General features: G+C 65.5%; 17 protein-coding genes. 4 read left to right on the top strand and 13 right to left on the bottom strand.

Annotated elements, in window-relative coordinates; all coding sequences use genetic code 11:
- Positions 1 to 51: 51 nt before the first annotated feature.
- Positions 52 to 567, top strand: coding sequence for a signal peptidase II (lspA, locus tag AB6724_RS04040; RefSeq protein ID WP_369337216.1), 516 nt, complete (start codon positions 52 to 54; stop codon positions 565 to 567).
- 49 nt (positions 568 to 616) lie between these two features.
- Here the strand turns inward: lspA and AB6724_RS04035 are convergent, their stop codons facing one another.
- Positions 617 to 784 (bottom strand): hypothetical protein, encoded by a 168-nt coding sequence (locus tag AB6724_RS04035; protein ID WP_369337215.1) that lies wholly within the window; start codon positions 782 to 784, stop codon positions 617 to 619.
- 290 nt (positions 785 to 1,074) lie between these two features.
- Between AB6724_RS04035 and AB6724_RS04030 the strand changes: the two genes are divergently transcribed.
- Positions 1,075 to 2,802, top strand: coding sequence for a Na/Pi cotransporter family protein (locus AB6724_RS04030; RefSeq protein WP_369337214.1), 1,728 nt, complete (start codon positions 1,075 to 1,077; stop codon positions 2,800 to 2,802).
- Between the two features lie 11 nt (positions 2,803 to 2,813).
- On the opposite strand, the gene AB6724_RS04025 is transcribed toward AB6724_RS04030, so the two are convergent.
- On the bottom strand, positions 2,814 to 3,617 hold the full coding sequence (locus tag AB6724_RS04025; protein ID WP_369337213.1) for an NUDIX hydrolase: 804 nt from the start codon (positions 3,615 to 3,617) through the stop codon (positions 2,814 to 2,816).
- Positions 3,618 to 3,722: 105 nt separating this feature from the next.
- Between AB6724_RS04025 and AB6724_RS04020 the strand changes: the two genes are divergently transcribed.
- A complete protein-coding gene (locus AB6724_RS04020; RefSeq protein WP_369337212.1) occupies positions 3,723 to 4,622 on the top strand; it encodes a DMT family transporter in 900 nt (299 codons plus the stop codon).
- 47 nt (positions 4,623 to 4,669) lie between these two features.
- Here AB6724_RS04020 and AB6724_RS04015 read toward each other — a convergent pair whose 3' ends face one another.
- The 9 genes from AB6724_RS04015 to AB6724_RS03975 form a co-directional block, all read right to left on the bottom strand.
- Complete coding sequence (locus AB6724_RS04015) at positions 4,670 to 5,467, bottom strand: SDR family oxidoreductase (protein ID WP_369337211.1); 798 nt, start codon at positions 5,465 to 5,467, stop codon at positions 4,670 to 4,672.
- 95 nt (positions 5,468 to 5,562) lie between these two features.
- On the bottom strand, positions 5,563 to 6,870 hold the full coding sequence (locus AB6724_RS04010; RefSeq protein WP_369337210.1) for a DUF3422 family protein: 1,308 nt from the start codon (positions 6,868 to 6,870) through the stop codon (positions 5,563 to 5,565).
- Between the two features lie 124 nt (positions 6,871 to 6,994).
- Positions 6,995 to 8,506, bottom strand: coding sequence for a tripartite tricarboxylate transporter permease (locus tag AB6724_RS04005; RefSeq protein WP_369337209.1), 1,512 nt, complete (start codon positions 8,504 to 8,506; stop codon positions 6,995 to 6,997).
- A gap of 15 nt (positions 8,507 to 8,521) precedes the next feature.
- Complete coding sequence (locus AB6724_RS04000) at positions 8,522 to 9,010, bottom strand: tripartite tricarboxylate transporter TctB family protein (protein WP_369337208.1); 489 nt, start codon at positions 9,008 to 9,010, stop codon at positions 8,522 to 8,524.
- 192 nt (positions 9,011 to 9,202) lie between these two features.
- The gene (gene tfpB, locus AB6724_RS03995) at positions 9,203 to 11,005 is read right to left on the bottom strand and encodes a type IV pilus assembly ATPase TfpB (protein ID WP_369337207.1); all 1,803 of its coding nucleotides are present in this window, start codon (positions 11,003 to 11,005) and stop codon (positions 9,203 to 9,205) included.
- A gap of 106 nt (positions 11,006 to 11,111) precedes the next feature.
- Positions 11,112 to 11,450 (bottom strand): FlxA-like family protein, encoded by a 339-nt coding sequence (locus AB6724_RS03990; RefSeq protein WP_369337206.1) that lies wholly within the window; start codon positions 11,448 to 11,450, stop codon positions 11,112 to 11,114.
- A gap of 51 nt (positions 11,451 to 11,501) precedes the next feature.
- Positions 11,502 to 12,359 carry a spermine/spermidine synthase domain-containing protein gene (locus tag AB6724_RS03985; RefSeq protein ID WP_369337205.1) on the bottom strand — a complete coding sequence of 286 codons (858 nt, stop codon included), beginning with the start codon at positions 12,357 to 12,359 and terminating at the stop codon, positions 11,502 to 11,504.
- A gap of 15 nt (positions 12,360 to 12,374) precedes the next feature.
- Positions 12,375 to 12,902 (bottom strand): DNA-deoxyinosine glycosylase, encoded by a 528-nt coding sequence (locus tag AB6724_RS03980; protein WP_369337204.1) that lies wholly within the window; start codon positions 12,900 to 12,902, stop codon positions 12,375 to 12,377.
- Between the two features lie 153 nt (positions 12,903 to 13,055).
- Entirely contained in the window at positions 13,056 to 13,877 is an 822-nt protein-coding gene (locus AB6724_RS03975) for a TatD family hydrolase (RefSeq protein WP_369337203.1), read from the bottom strand.
- Between the two features lie 133 nt (positions 13,878 to 14,010).
- Between AB6724_RS03975 and AB6724_RS03970 the strand changes: the two genes are divergently transcribed.
- Complete coding sequence (locus tag AB6724_RS03970; protein WP_369337202.1) at positions 14,011 to 15,429, top strand: methyl-accepting chemotaxis protein; 1,419 nt, start codon at positions 14,011 to 14,013, stop codon at positions 15,427 to 15,429.
- 49 nt (positions 15,430 to 15,478) lie between these two features.
- Here AB6724_RS03970 and lolD read toward each other — a convergent pair whose 3' ends face one another.
- Positions 15,479 to 16,168 carry a lipoprotein-releasing ABC transporter ATP-binding protein LolD gene (gene lolD / locus AB6724_RS03965; protein WP_369337201.1) on the bottom strand — a complete coding sequence of 230 codons (690 nt, stop codon included), beginning with the start codon at positions 16,166 to 16,168 and terminating at the stop codon, positions 15,479 to 15,481.
- Positions 16,161 to 17,414 carry a lipoprotein-releasing ABC transporter permease subunit gene (locus AB6724_RS03960; RefSeq protein WP_369337200.1) on the bottom strand — a complete coding sequence of 418 codons (1,254 nt, stop codon included), beginning with the start codon at positions 17,412 to 17,414 and terminating at the stop codon, positions 16,161 to 16,163. Before AB6724_RS03960 ends, lolD begins: the two co-directional genes overlap by 8 nt.
- Positions 17,415 to 17,462 lie beyond the last annotated feature (48 nt).

Here is a 17,462-nt window from a genome sequence, read left to right as displayed (position 1 = left end):
CGTTTCCAGACAAGCGCTGCCAGCTATCAAAACAAGTAGCGAAGAGCTGCCATGAGCAACACCCAGACTTCTTCCGCGGGCCTCGGCCGCATCTGGCCCTGGCTTTTGTGGGCGCTGGTCATCATCGGCCTGGACCAGATCACCAAGCAGATGATTCTGAGCCACTACCAGTACGGCGACTGGACCCCGATCACGGGCTTCTTCAACATCGTGCGCGCGCACAACACGGGCGCGGCCTTCTCCTTCCTGGCCGGCGGCAGCGGCTGGCAGCGCTGGCTGTTCGTGGGCATTGCCGTGGCGGCTACCATCGTCATCGTCTGGCAGCTGCGCAAGCACCCCGAGCAGAAGCTGTTCTGCCTCTCGCTGTCCAGCATTCTGGGCGGCGCCATCGGCAATGTGGTGGACCGATTGCAGCATGGCTATGTGGTGGATTTTCTGGACTTCTACTGGGGTGCCAGCCACTTTCCGGCCTTCAACGTGGCCGACATGGGCATCACCCTGGGTGCCATCCTGCTAATCCTCGACGAACTCCTCAGATCCAGGCGCGCCCAGGCACCTCGCAGCTAAGGCCGCGACCCGGCCTTGCCAACCCCGCTGAACCGAGAGGCAGCGGGGTTTATTTTTGGCCGCCGTAATCCGGCGCTTCGGCCCAGACCAGCTCGCCGCTTCGCCAGTGGCGCAGCGCAATCGGACTGCCCTCGAAGCAGCCGTCGAACACCCAGTCGGCCATCAGCAGCCGCTCGGGCGGGCTGCCGTAAAGCTGCTGCTCCAGCGTGGGCGCCACTCTGGGCCGCTCCCAGCAATGCGGCCAGCAACAGCAAGACTGCGCCCACCACCGCCGCTCCCGAAACCGCAGGAATCATCGACCACCTTTTTGATAGCTAAGAACTCTTCCCGAATACGCCTATGCCCCAGAAATGACAGAAACCGCCTTAGTAGAAACGATGTTCGAATTTTTCGTTTTTGTTCTATTTCGTTCCTTTATTTCGCACAAAATGGTGCGACATGGGAGAGCGAGCGCTGCAGGCCAATAGCTGCCGGGGTTATATTTGCCCGCTTCCCTGCTAGCAGCACATGAAGCATTTACTGAATCTCTTAGCCGCCATTGCCCTTCTGGTCTGGGGCTCGCAAATGGTTCGCACCGGCGTTTTGCGCGTCTTCGGTGCCAATCTGCGCAACATCCTGGCCCGCAGCATGAGCAACCGTTTCTCGGCGGCTCTGTCGGGCCTGGGCGTGACGGCTCTGGTGCAGTCCAGCACGGCCACCTCGCTGATGACCTCGGCCTTCGTCGGCCAGGGCCTGATCTCCCTGCCCTCGGCCCTGGCCGTGATGCGGGGCGCCGATGTGGGAACGGCGCTGATGGCGGTGCTGTTCTCCGCCGACCTCTCCTGGCTGTCGCCGCTGTTCATCTTTGTGGGCGTGGTGCTGTTCATCACGCGCCAGGACTCCAAGCCCGGCCGCATAGGCCGCGTGCTGATCGGCCTGGGCCTGATGCTGCTGGCCCTGCGCCTGGTCGTGGAAGCCACCGAGCCCCTGCTCCAGGCCGAGGCCGTGCGCACGCTGCTGGCCTCGGTCAGCAGCGATCTGTTCATGGAGCTGCTGCTGGGCGCCGTGCTAGCCGTGCTCGCCTATTCCAGCCTGGCGGTGGTGCTGCTGATCGCGGCCATGGCCAGCTCGGGCGCGATTCCCCTCGAGGTGGCGCTGGGCCTGACCCTGGGCGCCAATCTGGGCAGCGGCCTGGTGGCCGCGCTGACCACGGCCAAATCGGCCGTGGAGGAGCGCCAGGTCACCGTCGGCAATCTGCTGTTCAAGATCATGGGCGTGGCGATCGTGGCGCCGTTCATCGCGCTGTGGGTGCAGTATGTGAGCCCCTATATCGCCAACGCGGGCCAGAACGTGGTGATGTACCACCTGGCCTTCAACGTGTTCAACAGCCTGTGCTTCATCGGCCTGACCCAGACCGTGGCCCGCTGGGTCACGGCCCTGCTGCCCAGGCCCGCCGAGGAGAGCTCGACCCAGCTGCTGCGCCCGCGCCATCTGGACCCTTCGGCCCTGTCCACGCCTTCGCTGGCCATCTCCTGCGCGGTACGCGAGGCCTTGCACCAGGCAGACGTGGTGGAGTCCATGCTGATCGGCCTGCAGAAGGTCGCCGAGACCGACGACGCCAAGCTGTCCGAAGAGGTCCGCAACCTCGAGGCCACGGTGGACGATCTGTACTCGGCCATCAAGTACTACATGACCAAGATCTCGCGCGCCGAACTCGACGAGCGCGAGGGCCAGCGCTGGACGGAAATCATCAGCTTCACCATCAATATGGAGCAGATCGGCGACATCATCGAGCGCGTGCTGCTGGACCTGGAAGACAAGAAGATCAAGAAGGGCCGCCAGTTCTCGGACGCAGGCATGCAGGAGATCCACGAGCTGACCCAGCATCTGCTGGACAATCTGCGCCTGGCCATGAGCGTGTTCCTCAACGGCAATGTGCGCGAAGCGCAGAAGCTGCTCGAGGAGAAAGCGCGCTTTCGCGATCTGGAGCTGGCCTATGCGGCCAGCCATCTGCAGCGCCTGTCCCAGCACACCGTGTCCAGCATCGAGACCAGTTCGCTGCACATAGACATGATCAGCGACCTCAAGCGCATCAACTCGCTGCTGTGCTCCGTGGCCTATCCCATCCTCGAACAGGCCGGAGCGCTGGCGCCCAGCCGGCTCAAGCCCGTGGCGCTCGAAGGCCGGCGCAGGCCGGGCGGCCAGAGCCCCAAGCCCGCGCCAGCCGCCAGGCCGGTCACCCAAACCCGGGCCTGAGGCCGGCCCCCCTACCAGCGCAGATAGGCCGCCAGAATCAGCGAGGCTTCGGGCGTGAAGCGCCCCTGCACCAGCCAGTCCTCCAGCGTCGGTAGATCCAGCAGCTCGAAACGCTGGACCTCGCCATCCTGGTTGTCGGGCCGCAGCGGCTCCGGAACCAGGGCCGAGAACCAGTCTATGCGCTCGCGCATATAGCCCTGGCCCTCGGCCTCGCCGCAGGGGCGCGCAAATTCGACATGGCCGCCATAGCCCAGCGCCGCCAGATCCCGCACGCGCAAACCCGCCTCTTCCCAGGTTTCGCGCTCCAGCGCCTGCTCCAGGGTGTCGGCTGCGGAAATCATGCCGCCCATCAAGGTGTCCCACATGCCGGGGTTGGTCGCCTTGTCGTCGGCGCGCTGCTGGGCCCAGACGCAGCCGTTGGCCGCCGTGCCCACCAGGTGCACGGCCCGCGTGGCAATGCCCAGGGGCCGCACGGCGCCGCGCTCTATCGTGGCCACGGCCAGCCCGTTCTCGTCGCAGACGGCCAGCTGTTCGTTGCGCCAGGCACCGGCCACGCCGGCCACACGCATGGCCTGGGCCAGCCGGTTCAGGTTCTGGCTGGCGCTGCCGGACCCCAGCAATACCCAGCGGCCGTCGCGCCAGTCCAGATCCACGCCATGCGCGGCCAGCAGCTCGGCGCCCAGCTGGCGCGCGAAATGCGCCTCGACGCTGCCCACCAGCCTGCCATCCACCCTCAGCCCCTGGCGCGGCTGCCTGGGCTCTTGCCGAGCCAGGCAGCGCTGCGCTTGCAGCCATTGACTTGTTGTTTGCTTCATTGCATCTCTCCGCTGCAGTGATTGTCTCTGCCCTCGTCGACAGCCATGGCCCGCATCACTATTTACGGCCGGCGCGTCCATGGCCGAGGTTACAGTCCCTAGCCTATGAATTCCACTCTCAAGCCCTCCACCGTGGCCATGCTGACCCTGGCGCCGCTGCTGTGGGCCGGCAATGCCATTGTGGGCCGGCTGGCCCATGAGCTGATCTCACCGTTCGCACTCAATTTCGCGCGCTGGTGCCTGGCCTTTGTCCTGCTGCTGCCGCTGGCCTGGCAGGTGCTGCGCAGCAGCAGCCCGATCTGGCCGCTGTGGCGCGAATACCTGGTGCTGGGTCTGCTTGGCATAGGCTGCTACAACGCGCTGCTGTATCTGGCGCTCAAGACCTCCACGCCGCTGAACGTGACCTTGGTGAGCTCCAGCATGCCCGTCTGGATGCTGGCCATAGGCCGCCTGTGCTGGGGTATTGCGGTCAGCCGCCGGCAGGTGTATGGCGCGCTGCTGTCGGTGCTGGGCGTGGCCGTGGTCCTGTCGCGCGGCGACCTGCCCTCTCTGCTCAAGCTGCGCTTTGTGGCCGGCGATCTGTTCATGGTGCTGGCCACCATGGCCTGGGCCCTATACACCTGGCTGCTGTCGCGCAGCACGGGGCCGCAGGAGGTCAAAACCCAGTGGGCCGGTTTTCTGCTGGCACAGCTGGTGTTCGGCCTGGGTTGGTCGGGCCTGTTCACGGGCGGCGAGGCACTGCTGGGCGAGTTCCGCTTCGTGGCGGGCTGGCCCTTGTTGGGCGCGCTGCTCTTCATCGCCGTCGGCCCGGCCATTCTGGCCTACCGCTTCTGGGGCATGGGGGTGCAGCGCTCCACGCCCGCCATTGCCGGCTTCTTCGGCAATCTGATCCCGCTGTTCACGGCCCTGCTGTCGATTCTGGTGCTGGGCGAGACACCCCGCCCCTACCACGGCATCGCGTTTGCGCTGATCGTGGCCGGGATCGTGGTGTCCTCGCGCAAATAAAAAAGCCCCGCATTGCGGGGCTTTGCCGTTTAGCGATCGCTTGACTATCAGTAAGTGCCGGGGTAGAGGCCGCCGTCGGGCAGTATGTTCTGGCCCGTCATATAGCCGGCCTGGCGACTGCAGAGGAAGGCGCAGATGGCACCGAACTCTTCGGCCGTGCCGAAGCGCTTGGCGGGAATCTGTTCGGCCTGGGCCTTGCGCACGGCATCCACGTCCTGGCCGGTCTTGCTGGCCGTCGCGACATGGGTGGCGCCCAGGCGGTCGGTGTCGAACTTGCCGGGCAGGATGTTGTTGATGGTCACGCCGCTGGCCGCAATGCCCGAGCGCGCCAGGCCCGCCACAAAACCCGTGAGGCCGCTGCGCGCCCCGTTGGACAGGCCCAGGATGTCGATGGGCGCCTTGACCGCGCTGGAGGTGATGTTGACGATGCGGCCAAAGCCGCGCGCCGCCATGCCGTCCACCGTGGCCTTGATCAGCTCGATGGGGGTCAGCATATTGGCATCCACGGCCTTGATCCAGGCCTCACGGTCCCAGGTGCGGAAGTCGCCGGGAGGCGGGCCGCCGGCATTGGTCACGACGATGTCGTAGTCCTTGCCCGGTCCGCCCGCGGCTTCGAACACCGCCGAGCGGCCTTCGGGGGTGGTGATGTCGGCGGCCACACCAATCACCTTGATCTGCGGAGCGATGGCCTGCAGCTTCTGCACGGCCTGCTGCAAGGCCTCGGCGTTTCTGGCGTTGATGACCAGATTCACGCCCTCCTCGGCCAATGCCTTGGCGCAGCCAAAACCCAGCCCCTTGCTGGCGCCGCAGACCAGCGCCCAGCGTCCGGTGATACCCAAGTCCATATCAGTCTCCTTCTACACAGTTTCCGCCCGGACATGACCGGGAATACAAAAATAATAGCTAATAACGCAATCCAGCCATCGGCTTCATGCCAATTTCATGCATGACGCCCATGAAACAGCTTGTGGTGCAGCCGGCGCAGCGACCACCACACGCTGAAGGCCACCACCGGGATCGCGGCCGCGGCCGTCATCTCCGGCGATGCCGGCCAGCCCAGCTTCTGTGCCCCCTTGGCCAGATAGCTGATGAGCCCGGTGATGTAGTAGGTGATGGCCGCCACCGACAGGCCCTCGACCGTGGACTGCAGCTTCAGCTGCATGTCCTGGCGCTGGTTCATGGTGCCCAGCAATTGCTGACTGCTTTGCTGCTGCTCGATCTCCACCCGCGTGCGCAGCAGGCTGCTGACACGCGAGACGCGCTCGGACAGCGCGTTCTGGCGCCGCGTCGCCCATTCGCAGGTGGCGCGCGCCGGCGTCAGCCGCCGGTCCATGAATTCGCGAATGCTCTGGAAGCCGTTGAGCCGCGTTTCCTGCAACTCATGGATGCGCTTGTCCACGAGTTCGAAATAGGCGGAGCTGGCCGAAAAGCGCGAATGCGTGGCCGCATATTCGCTCTCCACCTGGCCGGCCAGGCGGGTCAGCCGGTCCAGCAGGGCCGGCTCGCTGTCGCGGTCCGCCACGCGTATCGCCTGCGCCAGCTCGGCCAGCTCGCGCTCGGCCGTGGCCAGCACGGAGGCGGCCTTGCGCGCGGCGGGCAGGCCCAGCAGCGCCGCCATGCGGTAGGTTTCGATCTCCAGCATGCGCTGCACCAATCGGCCCAGGCGACGCGGCGACAGGCCCGCCCCCGCCAGCAGCAGCATGCGCGAGAAACCGTCGGCATGGATGGCGAAATCGGTATAGATCTTGCCCGCATCGGCGGCCACGCAGGAGCCCACCAGGGTCTCGGTCTGCAGCAGATGGCGCACCAGGGCCGGCGCATCCACCTCCTGCTCATTGAGCACCCACAGATGCAGGCAGCTCAGGCACTGGCCCGGCAGGGCCGCCAGCCATTCATGGGGCACGGCATCGATCGCGGTCGCGGGCTCGCGCACCTCGGCCACCGCGGGCTGCTCCATGGGCGTGGTGAAGGTCCAGGCCACAAACTCCGTGTGCTGCTCCCAGCGCAGGCGAAATGCGCCGAGGTCGATCAGCACATGGGTGGTGGCCGCGTCGGGCAGAGGCTGGTGATGGTTGCGCAGCAGCTCGGCCACATGCTTGCGGCTGGCCTCGCGCTGGGCCGCATCGGCCAGCATCACGATATGGGTGATGGCCAGCGGCGCCTCCATGATCTCTGCGGGGCGCGCGTGGATTTCGTTGTGCAGCAAGACCCGCTGTGGGTGCTGCGCGGGCAAAAGAGATGAAGCCATGCAATCCTCTACAAACTGCGCCTATTGTGCCGCCTGCATCGGCATGGGCCCGCGCAAAACTGCCGGCATAAAAAAAGCGGCCCTTGCGGGCCGCTTTGGCTTGAATCAGCGCTCGGGTCGACTATCAGTCTTCCACGAAAGCTTCTTCGCGCTTGTTCTTCACCGCGGGCAGCAGCACGATGATCAGCAGAGCCAGGGCACCCAGCAGCAGACCTGCGGAGATGGGACGCGTCACGAACACGCTCCAGTCACCGCGCGACAGCAGCAGCGCACGACGCAGGTTCTCTTCCATCATCGGGCCCAGAATGAAGCCCAGCAGCAGCGGTGCAGGTTCGGTACCCAGCTTGTGGAACACATAGCCGATGAAGCCGAAGATACCCACCATCCACACGTCCCAGGCATTGTTGTTGGTGCCGTACACGCCGATCGCGCAGAACAGCACGATGGAGGGGAACAGCCAACGGTAGGGCACGGTGAGCAGCTTGATCCAGACGCCGATCAGCGGCAGGTTCAGGATGATCAGCATCAGGTTACCAATCCACATGGAGGCGATCAGACCCCAGAACAGTTCGGGGTTGCTGGTCATCACCTGAGGACCGGGCTGGATGTTGTGGATGGTCATGGCACCCACCATCAGCGCCATCACGGCGTTGGGAGGAATGCCCAGGGTCAGCAGAGGAATGAACGAAGTCTGCGAACCGGCGTTGTTGGCCGACTCGGGAGCCGTCACACCGCGGATATTGCCCTGACCGAAAGGAACTTCACCGGGCTTGAGCTTGGTCTTCTTTTCGATGGTGTAGGCAGCAAAGGCCGACAGCATGGCGCCGCCACCGGGCAGGATACCCAGGGCCGAGCCCAGGGCCGTGCCGCGCAGCATGGCGGGCAGCATGCGCTTGAAGTCTTCCTTGCTGGGCATCAGGCCGCTGACCTTGGCAGCGAACACTTCGCGCTCGTCTTCGGGCTGGGCCAGGTTGGAGATGATTTCACCGTAGCCGAACACACCCATGGCGATCACGACGAAGTCGATGCCGTCGGTCAGCTCGGGGATGTCAAAGCTGTAGCGGGCCACACCGGAGTTCACGTCGGTACCCACCATGCCCAGCAGCAGACCCAGCACGATCATGGCGATCGCCTTGAGCAGCGAGCCGGAAGCCAGCACCACGGCACCGATCAGACCCAGGGTCATCAGCGAGAAGTACTCGGCAGGGCCGAACTTGAACGCGACTTCGGTCAGCGGAGGAGCGAAGGCGGCCAGAATCACGGTACCCACGCAGCCGGCGAAGAAGGAGCCGATGCCGGCAGCCGCCAGCGCCGGACCCGCCCGGCCTTTTCGGGCCATCTGGTAGCCGTCGATCACGGTCACCACCGAGGACGACTCGCCAGGCAGGTTCACCAGAATGGCGGTGGTCGAACCACCGTACTGGGCGCCGTAGTAAATACCGGCCAGCATGATCAGCGCCGCCACGGGGGGCAGTGCGTAGGTCGCGGGCAGCAGCATGGCGATGGTCGCCACCGGGCCGATGCCGGGCAGCACGCCGATCAGCGTACCCAGCAGACAGCCCACAAAGCAGTAGATCAGGTTCTGGAACGTGAAAGCCACGCCAAAACCCGTCGACAAGTTCTGAATCAGATCCATGGACGATGCTCCTGATTAGCCTGCGATGAAGCTAGGCCATACGGGGAACTGCAAGTTCAGCGCCCACACGAAAGCGATATAGCTGCCGACCGCCAGGATGGTGGACAGAACAGCTGTTTCCTTGAAGTTGAACTTATCGCCGGCACAGCTGGCGATAAAGACCAGTGCGTAGATCGCAACGATCAGACCGAACTGGGGGATGCCCAGGCCGGGAACACCGACCAGCAGGATGCCGAAGGCAAAGTTGGCGGCAAGAATGAAGAACACTTGCTTCCAGGCCCACTTGCCGATCTTGTCACCGCCCTCGGGGCCCTTGGTCAGGCTGCCCACGCAGATGGCGGCGCCCAGGAGGGACATGAGTACACCCAGAATCAGCGGGAAGTATCCAGGACCCATGCGGGCTCCGGTGCCAATGTTGTAGTTGGATGCGCCGATCGCAAAAGCGAGGCCGACGACCAAGAACATCAGACCGGAGAAAAAGTCTTTCTGGCTCTTGATTTTCACAAAACGTCTCCTTACGGAAATCACGACTGGGCGATTTTCGTTTCATTACAAAGCCGACCTGATGTGGATTCCACCTACACAGGGCATACCCTAGTGCCGACGTTTTGCACACATTTCCCGTATCCAGAAAACGGCCATGGAATGCTTTGCCTGCCTGCATCAAGACGCAAGCAGGCGCACACATTGAGCAGCTCAGATTTCGCTCATCAACGGGGTGCAGGCCAGGACTTCCGGCAGGGTGGTCACGCCTTCGGCCACGCGCAAAGCCCCGGCCAGGCGCAGCGGCCGCATGCCGTCCTGCACGGCCTGGCGGCGCAGGGCGTCCATCGATGGCGCCTCATGGATCTGCTTCTTGAGAGCCTCTGTCACCATCAGCAGCTCGTACAGGCCCATGCGGCCGCGGTAGCCCGTCATGCGGCAGTCCTCGCAGCCAACGGGCTTGTAGGGCTGGTAGCTGCCGCTCAGCTTCCAGGGTTTGACGGTTTCGGCCAATTCCTCGGGCGAGGCCGCTTCATCGCGCTGCTTGCAGCTCGCGCACAGCGTGCGCACCAAGCGCTGGGCCAGCACCCCCAGCAAGGTGGCGTTGATCAGATAGGCGGGCACGCCGAGCTCCATCAAACGGCTGACCGCGCTGGGCGCGTCGTTGGTGTGCAGCGTGGAGAACACCAGGTGGCCCGTGAGAGCGGCCTGAACCGCCATCTCGGCCGTGGCCAGATCCCGGATCTCACCGACCATGATGATGTCCGGGTCCTGGCGCATCAGCGCGCGCAGGCCTTCGGTGAAATTGAAATCCAGCTGGGGCTGGACCTGGGTCTGGTTGAAGCTGGCCTCGATCATCTCGATCGGATCCTCCACGGTGCTGACATTGACCTCCTCGGTCGCCACGCGCTTGAGCGTGGAGTACAGCGTGGTCGTCTTGCCCGAGCCCGTGGGGCCGGTGACCAAAATGATGCCGTGCGGGCGCTTGACCAGCTCTTCCCAGCGCTGCGCATCGTGGGCGCTGAAGCCCAGCGCATCCAGATTCTTGACGGTGTTCTCGGGATCGAAGATGCGCATCACCATCTTCTCGCCGAAGGCCGTGGGCAGCGTCGACAGACGCATCTCCACCTCCTCGCCGCGCGGGTTGCGGGTCTTGATGCGGCCGTCGAGCGGCCGGCGCTTTTCCACCACGTCCATGCGGCCCAGCAGCTTGACGCGCGCCACCATGGCATTGAGCACGCCCATGGGCATCTGGTAGACGGGGTGCAGCACCCCATCGATGCGAAAGCGGATCACCCCCTGCTCGCGCCGCGGCTCGAGGTGGATGTCGCTGGCGCGCTGGTCGAAAGCGTACTGCCACAGCCAGTCCACCACCCTGACCACGCCCTGGTCGTTGGCATCGAGCTGCTTGTTGCTCTTGCCCAGTTCCACCAGTTGCTCGAAGCTGGCCGCCGCCGCGGCGCCGCCGGCTTTTTCCGCCGCGCGCACGGACTTGGCCAGGGCGAAGAACTCGGCCGTGTAGCGCTTGATATCGAGAGGATTGGCCACCACGCAGCGCACGCTGCGGCGCGCCTGGCGCTCCACCTCGCCGACCCAGTCGGTGATGAAGGGCTCGGCCGTGGCGATCACCACCTCCTTGGCGCTGACCTGCACCGGCAGCACCTTGTGGCGCTCGGCATAGCTGGCGCTCATGACCTCGCCCACCCGCCCCACGTCCACGCGCAGCGGGTCGATGCGCAGATAGGCCAGGCCGCTGCGCCGGGCCAGGTACTGGGTCAGGCTCTCCAGGTCCAGCGGGCGGCCGGTCTCAAGGCTCACCACCCCCACATTGGCCAGGCGCACCAGCGGCAGCTGCGCACTTTCGGCGGCCGAGCAGCGGGCCACCGTGCGCTGCGCCTCCTGCGCGCTGATCACGCCGTCCTGCTGCAGCCACTGCACCACCGTGCGCCAATCCAGCGGCCCCTGATGCAGGGCAGGCTTGATGGACTGGGAAAAGCTGGCTTCGGTCAGTGACATGGCGGACATGCGGCAACAAAACTGTCCCGAATGTAAACCCTCCGGCGCGCCCGCATCGCGGCGGCCATGTAAAGCTGGGCCCAGACGCCGGCCCGGCTGATCCAGCTCAGGCGTATTCGTCCACCAGGGCGCCCAGGCTGCCGCCGCTGCGGCGCTGCACGGCTTCGGCGCCCTGCTGCCCGGCGGCGCGCTGCGCAGACTTCTGCGCCTCCTGGGCCTGCTGGTTCTGCAAGGCCTCGATCTGCGCCTGCAGCATCTGGATCTTGGCCTGCAAGAGCTGAGTCTGGCGCTGCTTGGTCTCGGCGTCCGTATCGCTGCTCGCGACCTGCTTGAGTTCGTTGCCCGCATCCTGGATCTGCTTTTGCAGCTGCTGGATGCGCGACGCGGTGCTGGCGGCCGTAGCGGCCGGGCCCGAGGAGCTGGAAGAGATGGCGCTGATCGTCATGCACGGATGATCGGCACAAATCCGCGCGACTCAATATCCGCGGAGCCGGCTTTACACAGGCTTTGCAATCGGTCTGGCCTTGGGCTTGGCCGGCTTGGAGCCGGCACCGGCATCGCGCGCGGACACAAACACCTTGGCCCAGCGTGCGGTGGGCAGATCCCAGCGGGCCTGGACGCGGTCGCAGGCCGCATCCAGCTCGGCCGCATCCAGGGCCCGCGGCGTGCGCTGGGCCAGGACCACGGTATTGCCTTCGCGCGTGGGCCTGAAGGCCCAGAGCGCGTCCTCGCCAAAAGCCTGGGCCATCTGGTCCAGGCTTTTGTCAAAGCTGGACGAGCGGCCGAACAGATTGACGGTCATGATGCCGTCCTCGGTCAGCAGATTGCGGCAGTCGGCATAGAACTCGGCGCTGTCCAGCACCGGGGCCGCCGCCTCGTGGTCGTACAGGTCCACGGCCAGCGCGTCCACCGTGCCCTGCCATTCGGGCTTCTTGATTTCCTGGGCCGCGTCGGCCAGCACCACCTTGAGCGTGCTGCTGTCGGGCGGCAGCTTGAACCAGCTGCGGCACACGGCCAGCACCTGGGGATTGAGCTCGATGGCCGTGGTCTTCATGCGCAGCTTCTTGTGGCAGAACTTGGTGATCGCGGCCGCCCCCAGGCCCAGTTGCATCGCATGCTTTTGCGCCACCGAGGCAGGCTCGGCAAACAGCAGCCAGCCCATCATGCGCTGCACATATTCCAGATCGATATCGAACGGGTCCTTGATGCGCATCGAGCCCTGGACCCAGGGCGTGCCCAGGTGCAGATAGCGCACATCGCCGTCGTCGGAGACGCTGACTTCGGGCAGCTCCTGCGGGCCGGCGGCATTCTTGTCTTGCGCGGGCTTGGCACCGCCACGGGTTTTACGAATCACGTTTCTCACCAATCCTCAAAGCAGGCCGTGGCCGCTCAGCGCCTCGCGCCAGGCCTGCAGTTTTTTCTCGAATGACCAGCCGGCATTGGCCGGGCTGGTCGATGGCAGCTTGATGGCGACCAGCCCCAGGGCCTCGGTCTGGCGCGCATGCTTGAAGCTCTCGCCACCGTTGTGCAGCGCCAGCCTCAGATCCGGGCAACGCCGGCGCAGCCCCGCAAAGTCATTGACCGCGGCCGCGCGAATCGCACTGTCCAGGCTGCCCTCGCGCTCGCAGCTCGCGTACACATCCCACAGGCCCAGGCCGCGCGCCAGCAGCCATTCACAGCGGCCCGCGTAATCCTCGCGCGGCGGCTGGAGATGCTGCGGCCACAGGGCCTGCAGCAGCGGCCAGAACTGGTTTTGCGGATGGGCATAGTACTGCTGCAGCTGCAGCGAGCGCTCGCCCGGGAAGCTGCCCAGCACCAGGGCGCGCGTGCGCTCGTCGGCCACGGCGGCCAGGCCTTGCCTGCGCAGGCCGGGGGCAGAAGTGCAATCATGGGACATGGCCGATTGTCGCCCAGGCTGTATGCACCCGCGCTGCGCCAAGGCATTCAAAAGAGGAGCAGCTAGCGCTTTATCCACATGGCCTGAAGCCGGTTTTCGTATTCAAGCCCGCGCATACACCGGATACCGGCCTGGGTCCGGGCCTGGGCTTGACTAGGCCAGCGCGGGCAGACCGCCGAGCGCTGCGCGCGCATTGGCGCTGCTCGCTTCGGCCAACTGCTGCTCGGAGATGCCGCGCAGCTGCGCCACCTGCGCCGCAATGCGCGGCAGCTCCGCAGGGCTGTTGCGTCCCTGGGCCAGGCCGGCCGCGCGCTGCTCGGCCGTGGTGTAGAGCCAGTGCGGCGGAATATCGGGGGCATCGGTCTCCATGACCAGGGCCTCCAGCGGCAAAGTGGCCGCCAGCTCGCGCAGCTTGAGTGCACGTTCATAGGTCACGGCACCGCCGAAACCCAGCTTGAAGCCCAGGTCGATGAAGGCCTGCGCCTGCTGCGCGCTGCCGTTGAAGGCATGGGCTATGCCTCCCACAGGCTTGCCCGCGCGCAAGGCCTTGAGCAGGCGGTCGCTGCTCTTACGCACATGCAGGATGGCGGGAAGGGCGAACTCCCGCGCCAGCCCCAGCTGCTGCTCGTAGAACCAGATCTGTTTCTGCGCATCCAGCCCGGGCACGAAAAAATCCAGGCCTATCTCGCCGACAGCGACCAGCCGCGGATCCTCCCTGTGCTGCTGCAGGGCCTCGCGCAGGGCCGCGATATCGGACTCCTGGGCTCGCGGCGTATACAGCGGATGGATGCCCAGCGCATAGCTGTCGCCATGGCGCCGCGCCAGGGCCGCGACCTGGGGCCAATGGCTGCGCTGCACCGCGGGGATCACCAGATGCGCCACGCCCGCCTCCCTGGCGGCGGCGCGCACCGCGTCGCGGTCCGCCTCGAACTCGGCGGCATCGAGATGGCAATGGGTGTCTATCCAGCAAGGCATGAACGCATCATGCCACCGGCGCGGACCGGGCAGCACCGGCACCACACAGATGCAAGATTCAGCCTTGTCCTACGTGAAACATCTTGAAGCAAATCAACCATTGAGCCTCCGTGAACGGCGAAGGGAGCGCTTCATGACCGGTTTTCTGCACCGTGGCCTCTGGGAACATCTGCACCACAAGCAGCAGCGCAGCGACATGCTGGGAAAACTCGCGGCGCTGGACCAGGTTCAGGCCGTGATCGAGTTCGATCTGCAAGGCCATGTGCTTGCGGCCAACGACAATTTTCTGCGCACCATGGGCTACCGTGCCGAGGAAATCCTGGGCCAGCACCACCGCATGTTTGTTGACGAGGAGACCCGCAACTCGCCCGCCTATGCCGTATTCTGGCAACGCCTGGCCGCCGGGGAACATGACAGCGGCCGCTATCGCCGCATCAACAGCCAGGGGCAGGATGTGTGGCTGCAGGCCAGCTACAACCCCATCCTCGACACTCAGGGCCGGCCCTGCAAGGTCGTCAAATATGCGATCGACATCACCGCCCAGCAGCAGCGCGAGGCCGATGCGCGCGGCCAGCTCGAGGCAATCGCCAAGGTTCAGGCCATCATCGAGTTCGACCTCAACGGCACCATACTCACGGCCAATCCGCTGTTTCTGCAGACCATGGGCTATACGCTGGCCGAAGTGGTGGGCAAGCACCACGGGATCTTTGTGCCGCCGCATGAGCGGCAAAGCGCGGCCTACCAGCAGTTCTGGCGCAAGCTGGGCCAGGGCCAGCATGACACGGGGCAGTATTTGCGCCTGGGCAAGGACGGCCGCCAGGTATGGATAGAGGCCAGCTACAACCCCATCCTGGACGCCGATGGTCGGCCGTTCAAGATCGTCAAGTTCGCCACCAACATCACGCGCCGCGTGACGGCGGCCCAGACCCTGCGCCTGACGGTGCAGGGTCTGACCGACAGCGCCGACCATGCGCGCCAGGCCAATGACCTCGCCCAGGATGCCTGCCAGGTGGCGGAAACCGGGGGACAGACCGTGCAGCAGGTGGTGGCGACCATGGAATCCATCAGCGCCAGCTCGCGCAAGATCAGCGACATCATCGGCGTGATGGACTCGATCGCCTTCCAGACCAATCTGCTCGCCCTCAATGCCGCGGTGGAGGCTGCGCGCGCCGGCGAGCAGGGTCGGGGCTTTGCCGTGGTGGCCAGCGAGGTGCGCCAGCTGGCCCAGCACAGCGCCGAAGCCGCCAAGGAAATCAAGCAGCTGATACAGGCCTCGGTGCAGCAGGTCAGCCAGGGTGTGAGCCAGGTGCGCGCAGCGGGCTCGACCATGGAGGGGATCGTCAGCGCCTCGCGCCAGGTCACGCAGATCATTGCCGAAGTCGTTCAGGCCTCGCTGACCCAATCCGCCAGATTGCGCGAGGTGACCGACGACCTGACCGCCCAGGATGTGGACGGCGGCGGCCGGCCGGGGCCGACGCCCGCCGTCCTGCGCGCCCAGGCGCGCGAACAGGCCAGCCTCGCTATCAGAAACGCAGCTGCAGGCGCTTATTGATAAGCGGCCGCAGCCGCATCAAACTTCAAAGACCGGAAGTCCTGGCGCTTCAGCTCAGCTGACCGCGCACCAGCCTCACCACGCGATCGCAGCGCGCGGCCAGCGATTCGTCGTGGGTGACCATCACGAAGGCCGTGCCATGGCTGCGGGCCAGCTCCAGCATCAGGCCGAACACGGTCTCGGCCGTGCCGCGGTCCAGATTGCCCGTGGGTTCATCGGCCAGCACGCAGGCCGGACGGGTCACCAGAGCGCGCGCGATCGCCACGCGCTGGCGCTCGCCGCCGGACAGTTCCGCGGGGCGGTGGGCCAGGCGCTGCTCCAGGCCCACGGCACGCAGCATCTCGGCGGCGCGCTCCAGGCAGTCCTCCCGGGCATCGCGGCGAATCCGCAGCGGCATGGCCACGTTCTCCTGGGCCGAGAACTCGGCCAGCAGGTGGTGGAACTGGTAGATGAAGCCCAGATGCCGGTTGCGCAGCGCACCCTGCTTTTGCGGGCTGAGCTGATGCAGCGGCTGCTGCATCAGGGTCACGCTGCCCGTGGTCGGAGCATCCAGCCCGCCCAGCAGGTGCAGCAAGGTGCTCTTGCCCGAGCCCGAAGCCCCGACTATGGCCAGCGTCTCGCCGGCCTTGACCTGCAGGTCCACGCCCTGCAGCACGGTCACATCGAGCTTGCCTTCGGCAAAGCGCTTGGTCAGGCCCCGAGCTTCCAGCACGGTCTGGCCCATCACGGAATCATTCATAGCGTAGTGCCTCCGCAGGGTTCACGCGGCTGGCCCGCCAGCTGGGGTAGATCGTGGCCACAAAGGAAAGAATCAGGGAGATGACGGCGATAGGCACGATGTCGCTGCTCTGCGGCTCGCTGGGCATCTTGCTGATCAGATAAATGTCCTTGGGCAGGAAATGCGCGTGCAGCAGCTGCTCGATGGCGGGCACGATCACGTCGATATTGAAGGCGATCGCCAGACCGAGGGCCAGGCCGGCCAGCGTGCCGATCACGCCGACCATGGCGCCCTGCACCATGAAGATGCCCATGATGGACGAGGGCGAAGCGCCCAGGGTGCGCAGGATGGCGATGTCGGCGCGCTTGTCCTGCACGCTCATCACCAGCGTGGACACCAGATTGAAGGCCGCCACCGCCACGATCAGCGTGAGGATGATGAACATCATGCGTTTTTCCAGCTGCACGGCAGCGAACCAGGTCTTGTTCTGCTGGGTCCAGTCGCGGATGAAGAGGCGGTCCGTCAAGGTATTGGCCAGCTCGTGGGCCACGCGCGGCGCCTCGTGCAGGTCCTTGAGCTTGAGGCGGATGCCGGTCGGCCCTTCGAGGCGGAAGATGCGCTGCGCATCCTCGTAATGCATCATCACCAGGGCCGAGTCGTACTCGTAGTGTCCGGAGTCGAAGGTTCCCGCCACCGTCATCTGCTTCATGCGCGGCAGCACGCCGGCGGGCGTGACCTGGCCGCTGGGCGCGATCAACGTGATCACATCGCCTTCGCTCACGCCCAGGGAGCGGGCCAACTCTATGCCCAGCACCACCTTGAACTCGCCCGGGACCAGGCGCTTGAGCACCTCGCCGCTGGTGGCCGCCAGGTCCGTGACCTCGCCCTCGCGCGCCGGGTCTATGCCGCGCACCAGCGCACCCTTCATGTCCTCGCCGCGCGCCAGCAATGCCTGGGCCGAGACAAAAGGCGCGGCGCCGACCACTTCGGGGTTGGAGCGCGCCTCGCGCATGGTGCGCTCCACATCGGGCAACGGCGCGCCCTGCGGCGCAAAAATCTCCACATGGGAAACCACGCTGAGCATGCGGTCGCGCACTTCCTTCTGGAAGCCGTTCATCACGCTCAGCACGATGATCAAGGCTGCCACGCCCAGCGCAATGCCGAGCATGGAGACACCGGAGATAAAGGAGATGAAGCCGTTGCGGCGTGTGGCGCGCCCCGCCCGGGTATAGCGCCAGCCCACGGCCAGTTCGTAGGGGAATTGCATGTTGCCCGCATTGTGGCATTGCCCGCAATGCCTTGCCGACGGTGCCAG

Source organism: Comamonas guangdongensis (assembly GCF_041079535.1).
Lineage (GTDB): Bacteria > Pseudomonadota > Gammaproteobacteria > Burkholderiales > Burkholderiaceae_C > Comamonas > Comamonas guangdongensis.
This window is presented reverse-complemented; position numbering and strand designations above follow the sequence as displayed.

Bases quoted from the DNA above. Each gene is read 5' to 3' on its own strand.
- AB6724_RS04010 (WP_369337210.1), bottom strand. From the start codon at position 6,870: ATGGCTTCATCTCTTTTGCCCGCGCAGCACCCACAGCGGGTCTTGCTG.
- AB6724_RS03970 (WP_369337202.1), top strand. From the start codon at position 14,011: ATGACCGGTTTTCTGCACCGTGGCCTCTGGGAACATCTGCACCACAAG.
- lolD (WP_369337201.1), bottom strand. From the start codon at position 16,168: ATGAATGATTCCGTGATGGGCCAGACCGTGCTGGAAGCTCGGGGCCTG.
- AB6724_RS04030 (WP_369337214.1), top strand. From the start codon at position 1,075: ATGAAGCATTTACTGAATCTCTTAGCCGCCATTGCCCTTCTGGTCTGG.
- AB6724_RS03980 (WP_369337204.1), bottom strand. From the start codon at position 12,902: ATGTCCCATGATTGCACTTCTGCCCCCGGCCTGCGCAGGCAAGGCCTG.
- AB6724_RS03960 (WP_369337200.1), bottom strand. From the start codon at position 17,414: ATGCAATTCCCCTACGAACTGGCCGTGGGCTGGCGCTATACCCGGGCG.
- AB6724_RS04015 (WP_369337211.1), bottom strand. From the start codon at position 5,467: ATGGACTTGGGTATCACCGGACGCTGGGCGCTGGTCTGCGGCGCCAGC.
- AB6724_RS03975 (WP_369337203.1), bottom strand. From the start codon at position 13,877: ATGCCTTGCTGGATAGACACCCATTGCCATCTCGATGCCGCCGAGTTC.
- AB6724_RS04025 (WP_369337213.1), bottom strand. From the start codon at position 3,617: ATGAAGCAAACAACAAGTCAATGGCTGCAAGCGCAGCGCTGCCTGGCT.
- AB6724_RS04005 (WP_369337209.1), bottom strand. From the start codon at position 8,506: ATGGATCTGATTCAGAACTTGTCGACGGGTTTTGGCGTGGCTTTCACG.
- AB6724_RS04020 (WP_369337212.1), top strand. From the start codon at position 3,723: ATGAATTCCACTCTCAAGCCCTCCACCGTGGCCATGCTGACCCTGGCG.
- AB6724_RS03990 (WP_369337206.1), bottom strand. From the start codon at position 11,450: ATGACGATCAGCGCCATCTCTTCCAGCTCCTCGGGCCCGGCCGCTACG.
- tfpB (WP_369337207.1), bottom strand. From the start codon at position 11,005: ATGTCACTGACCGAAGCCAGCTTTTCCCAGTCCATCAAGCCTGCCCTG.
- lspA (WP_369337216.1), top strand. From the start codon at position 52: ATGAGCAACACCCAGACTTCTTCCGCGGGCCTCGGCCGCATCTGGCCC.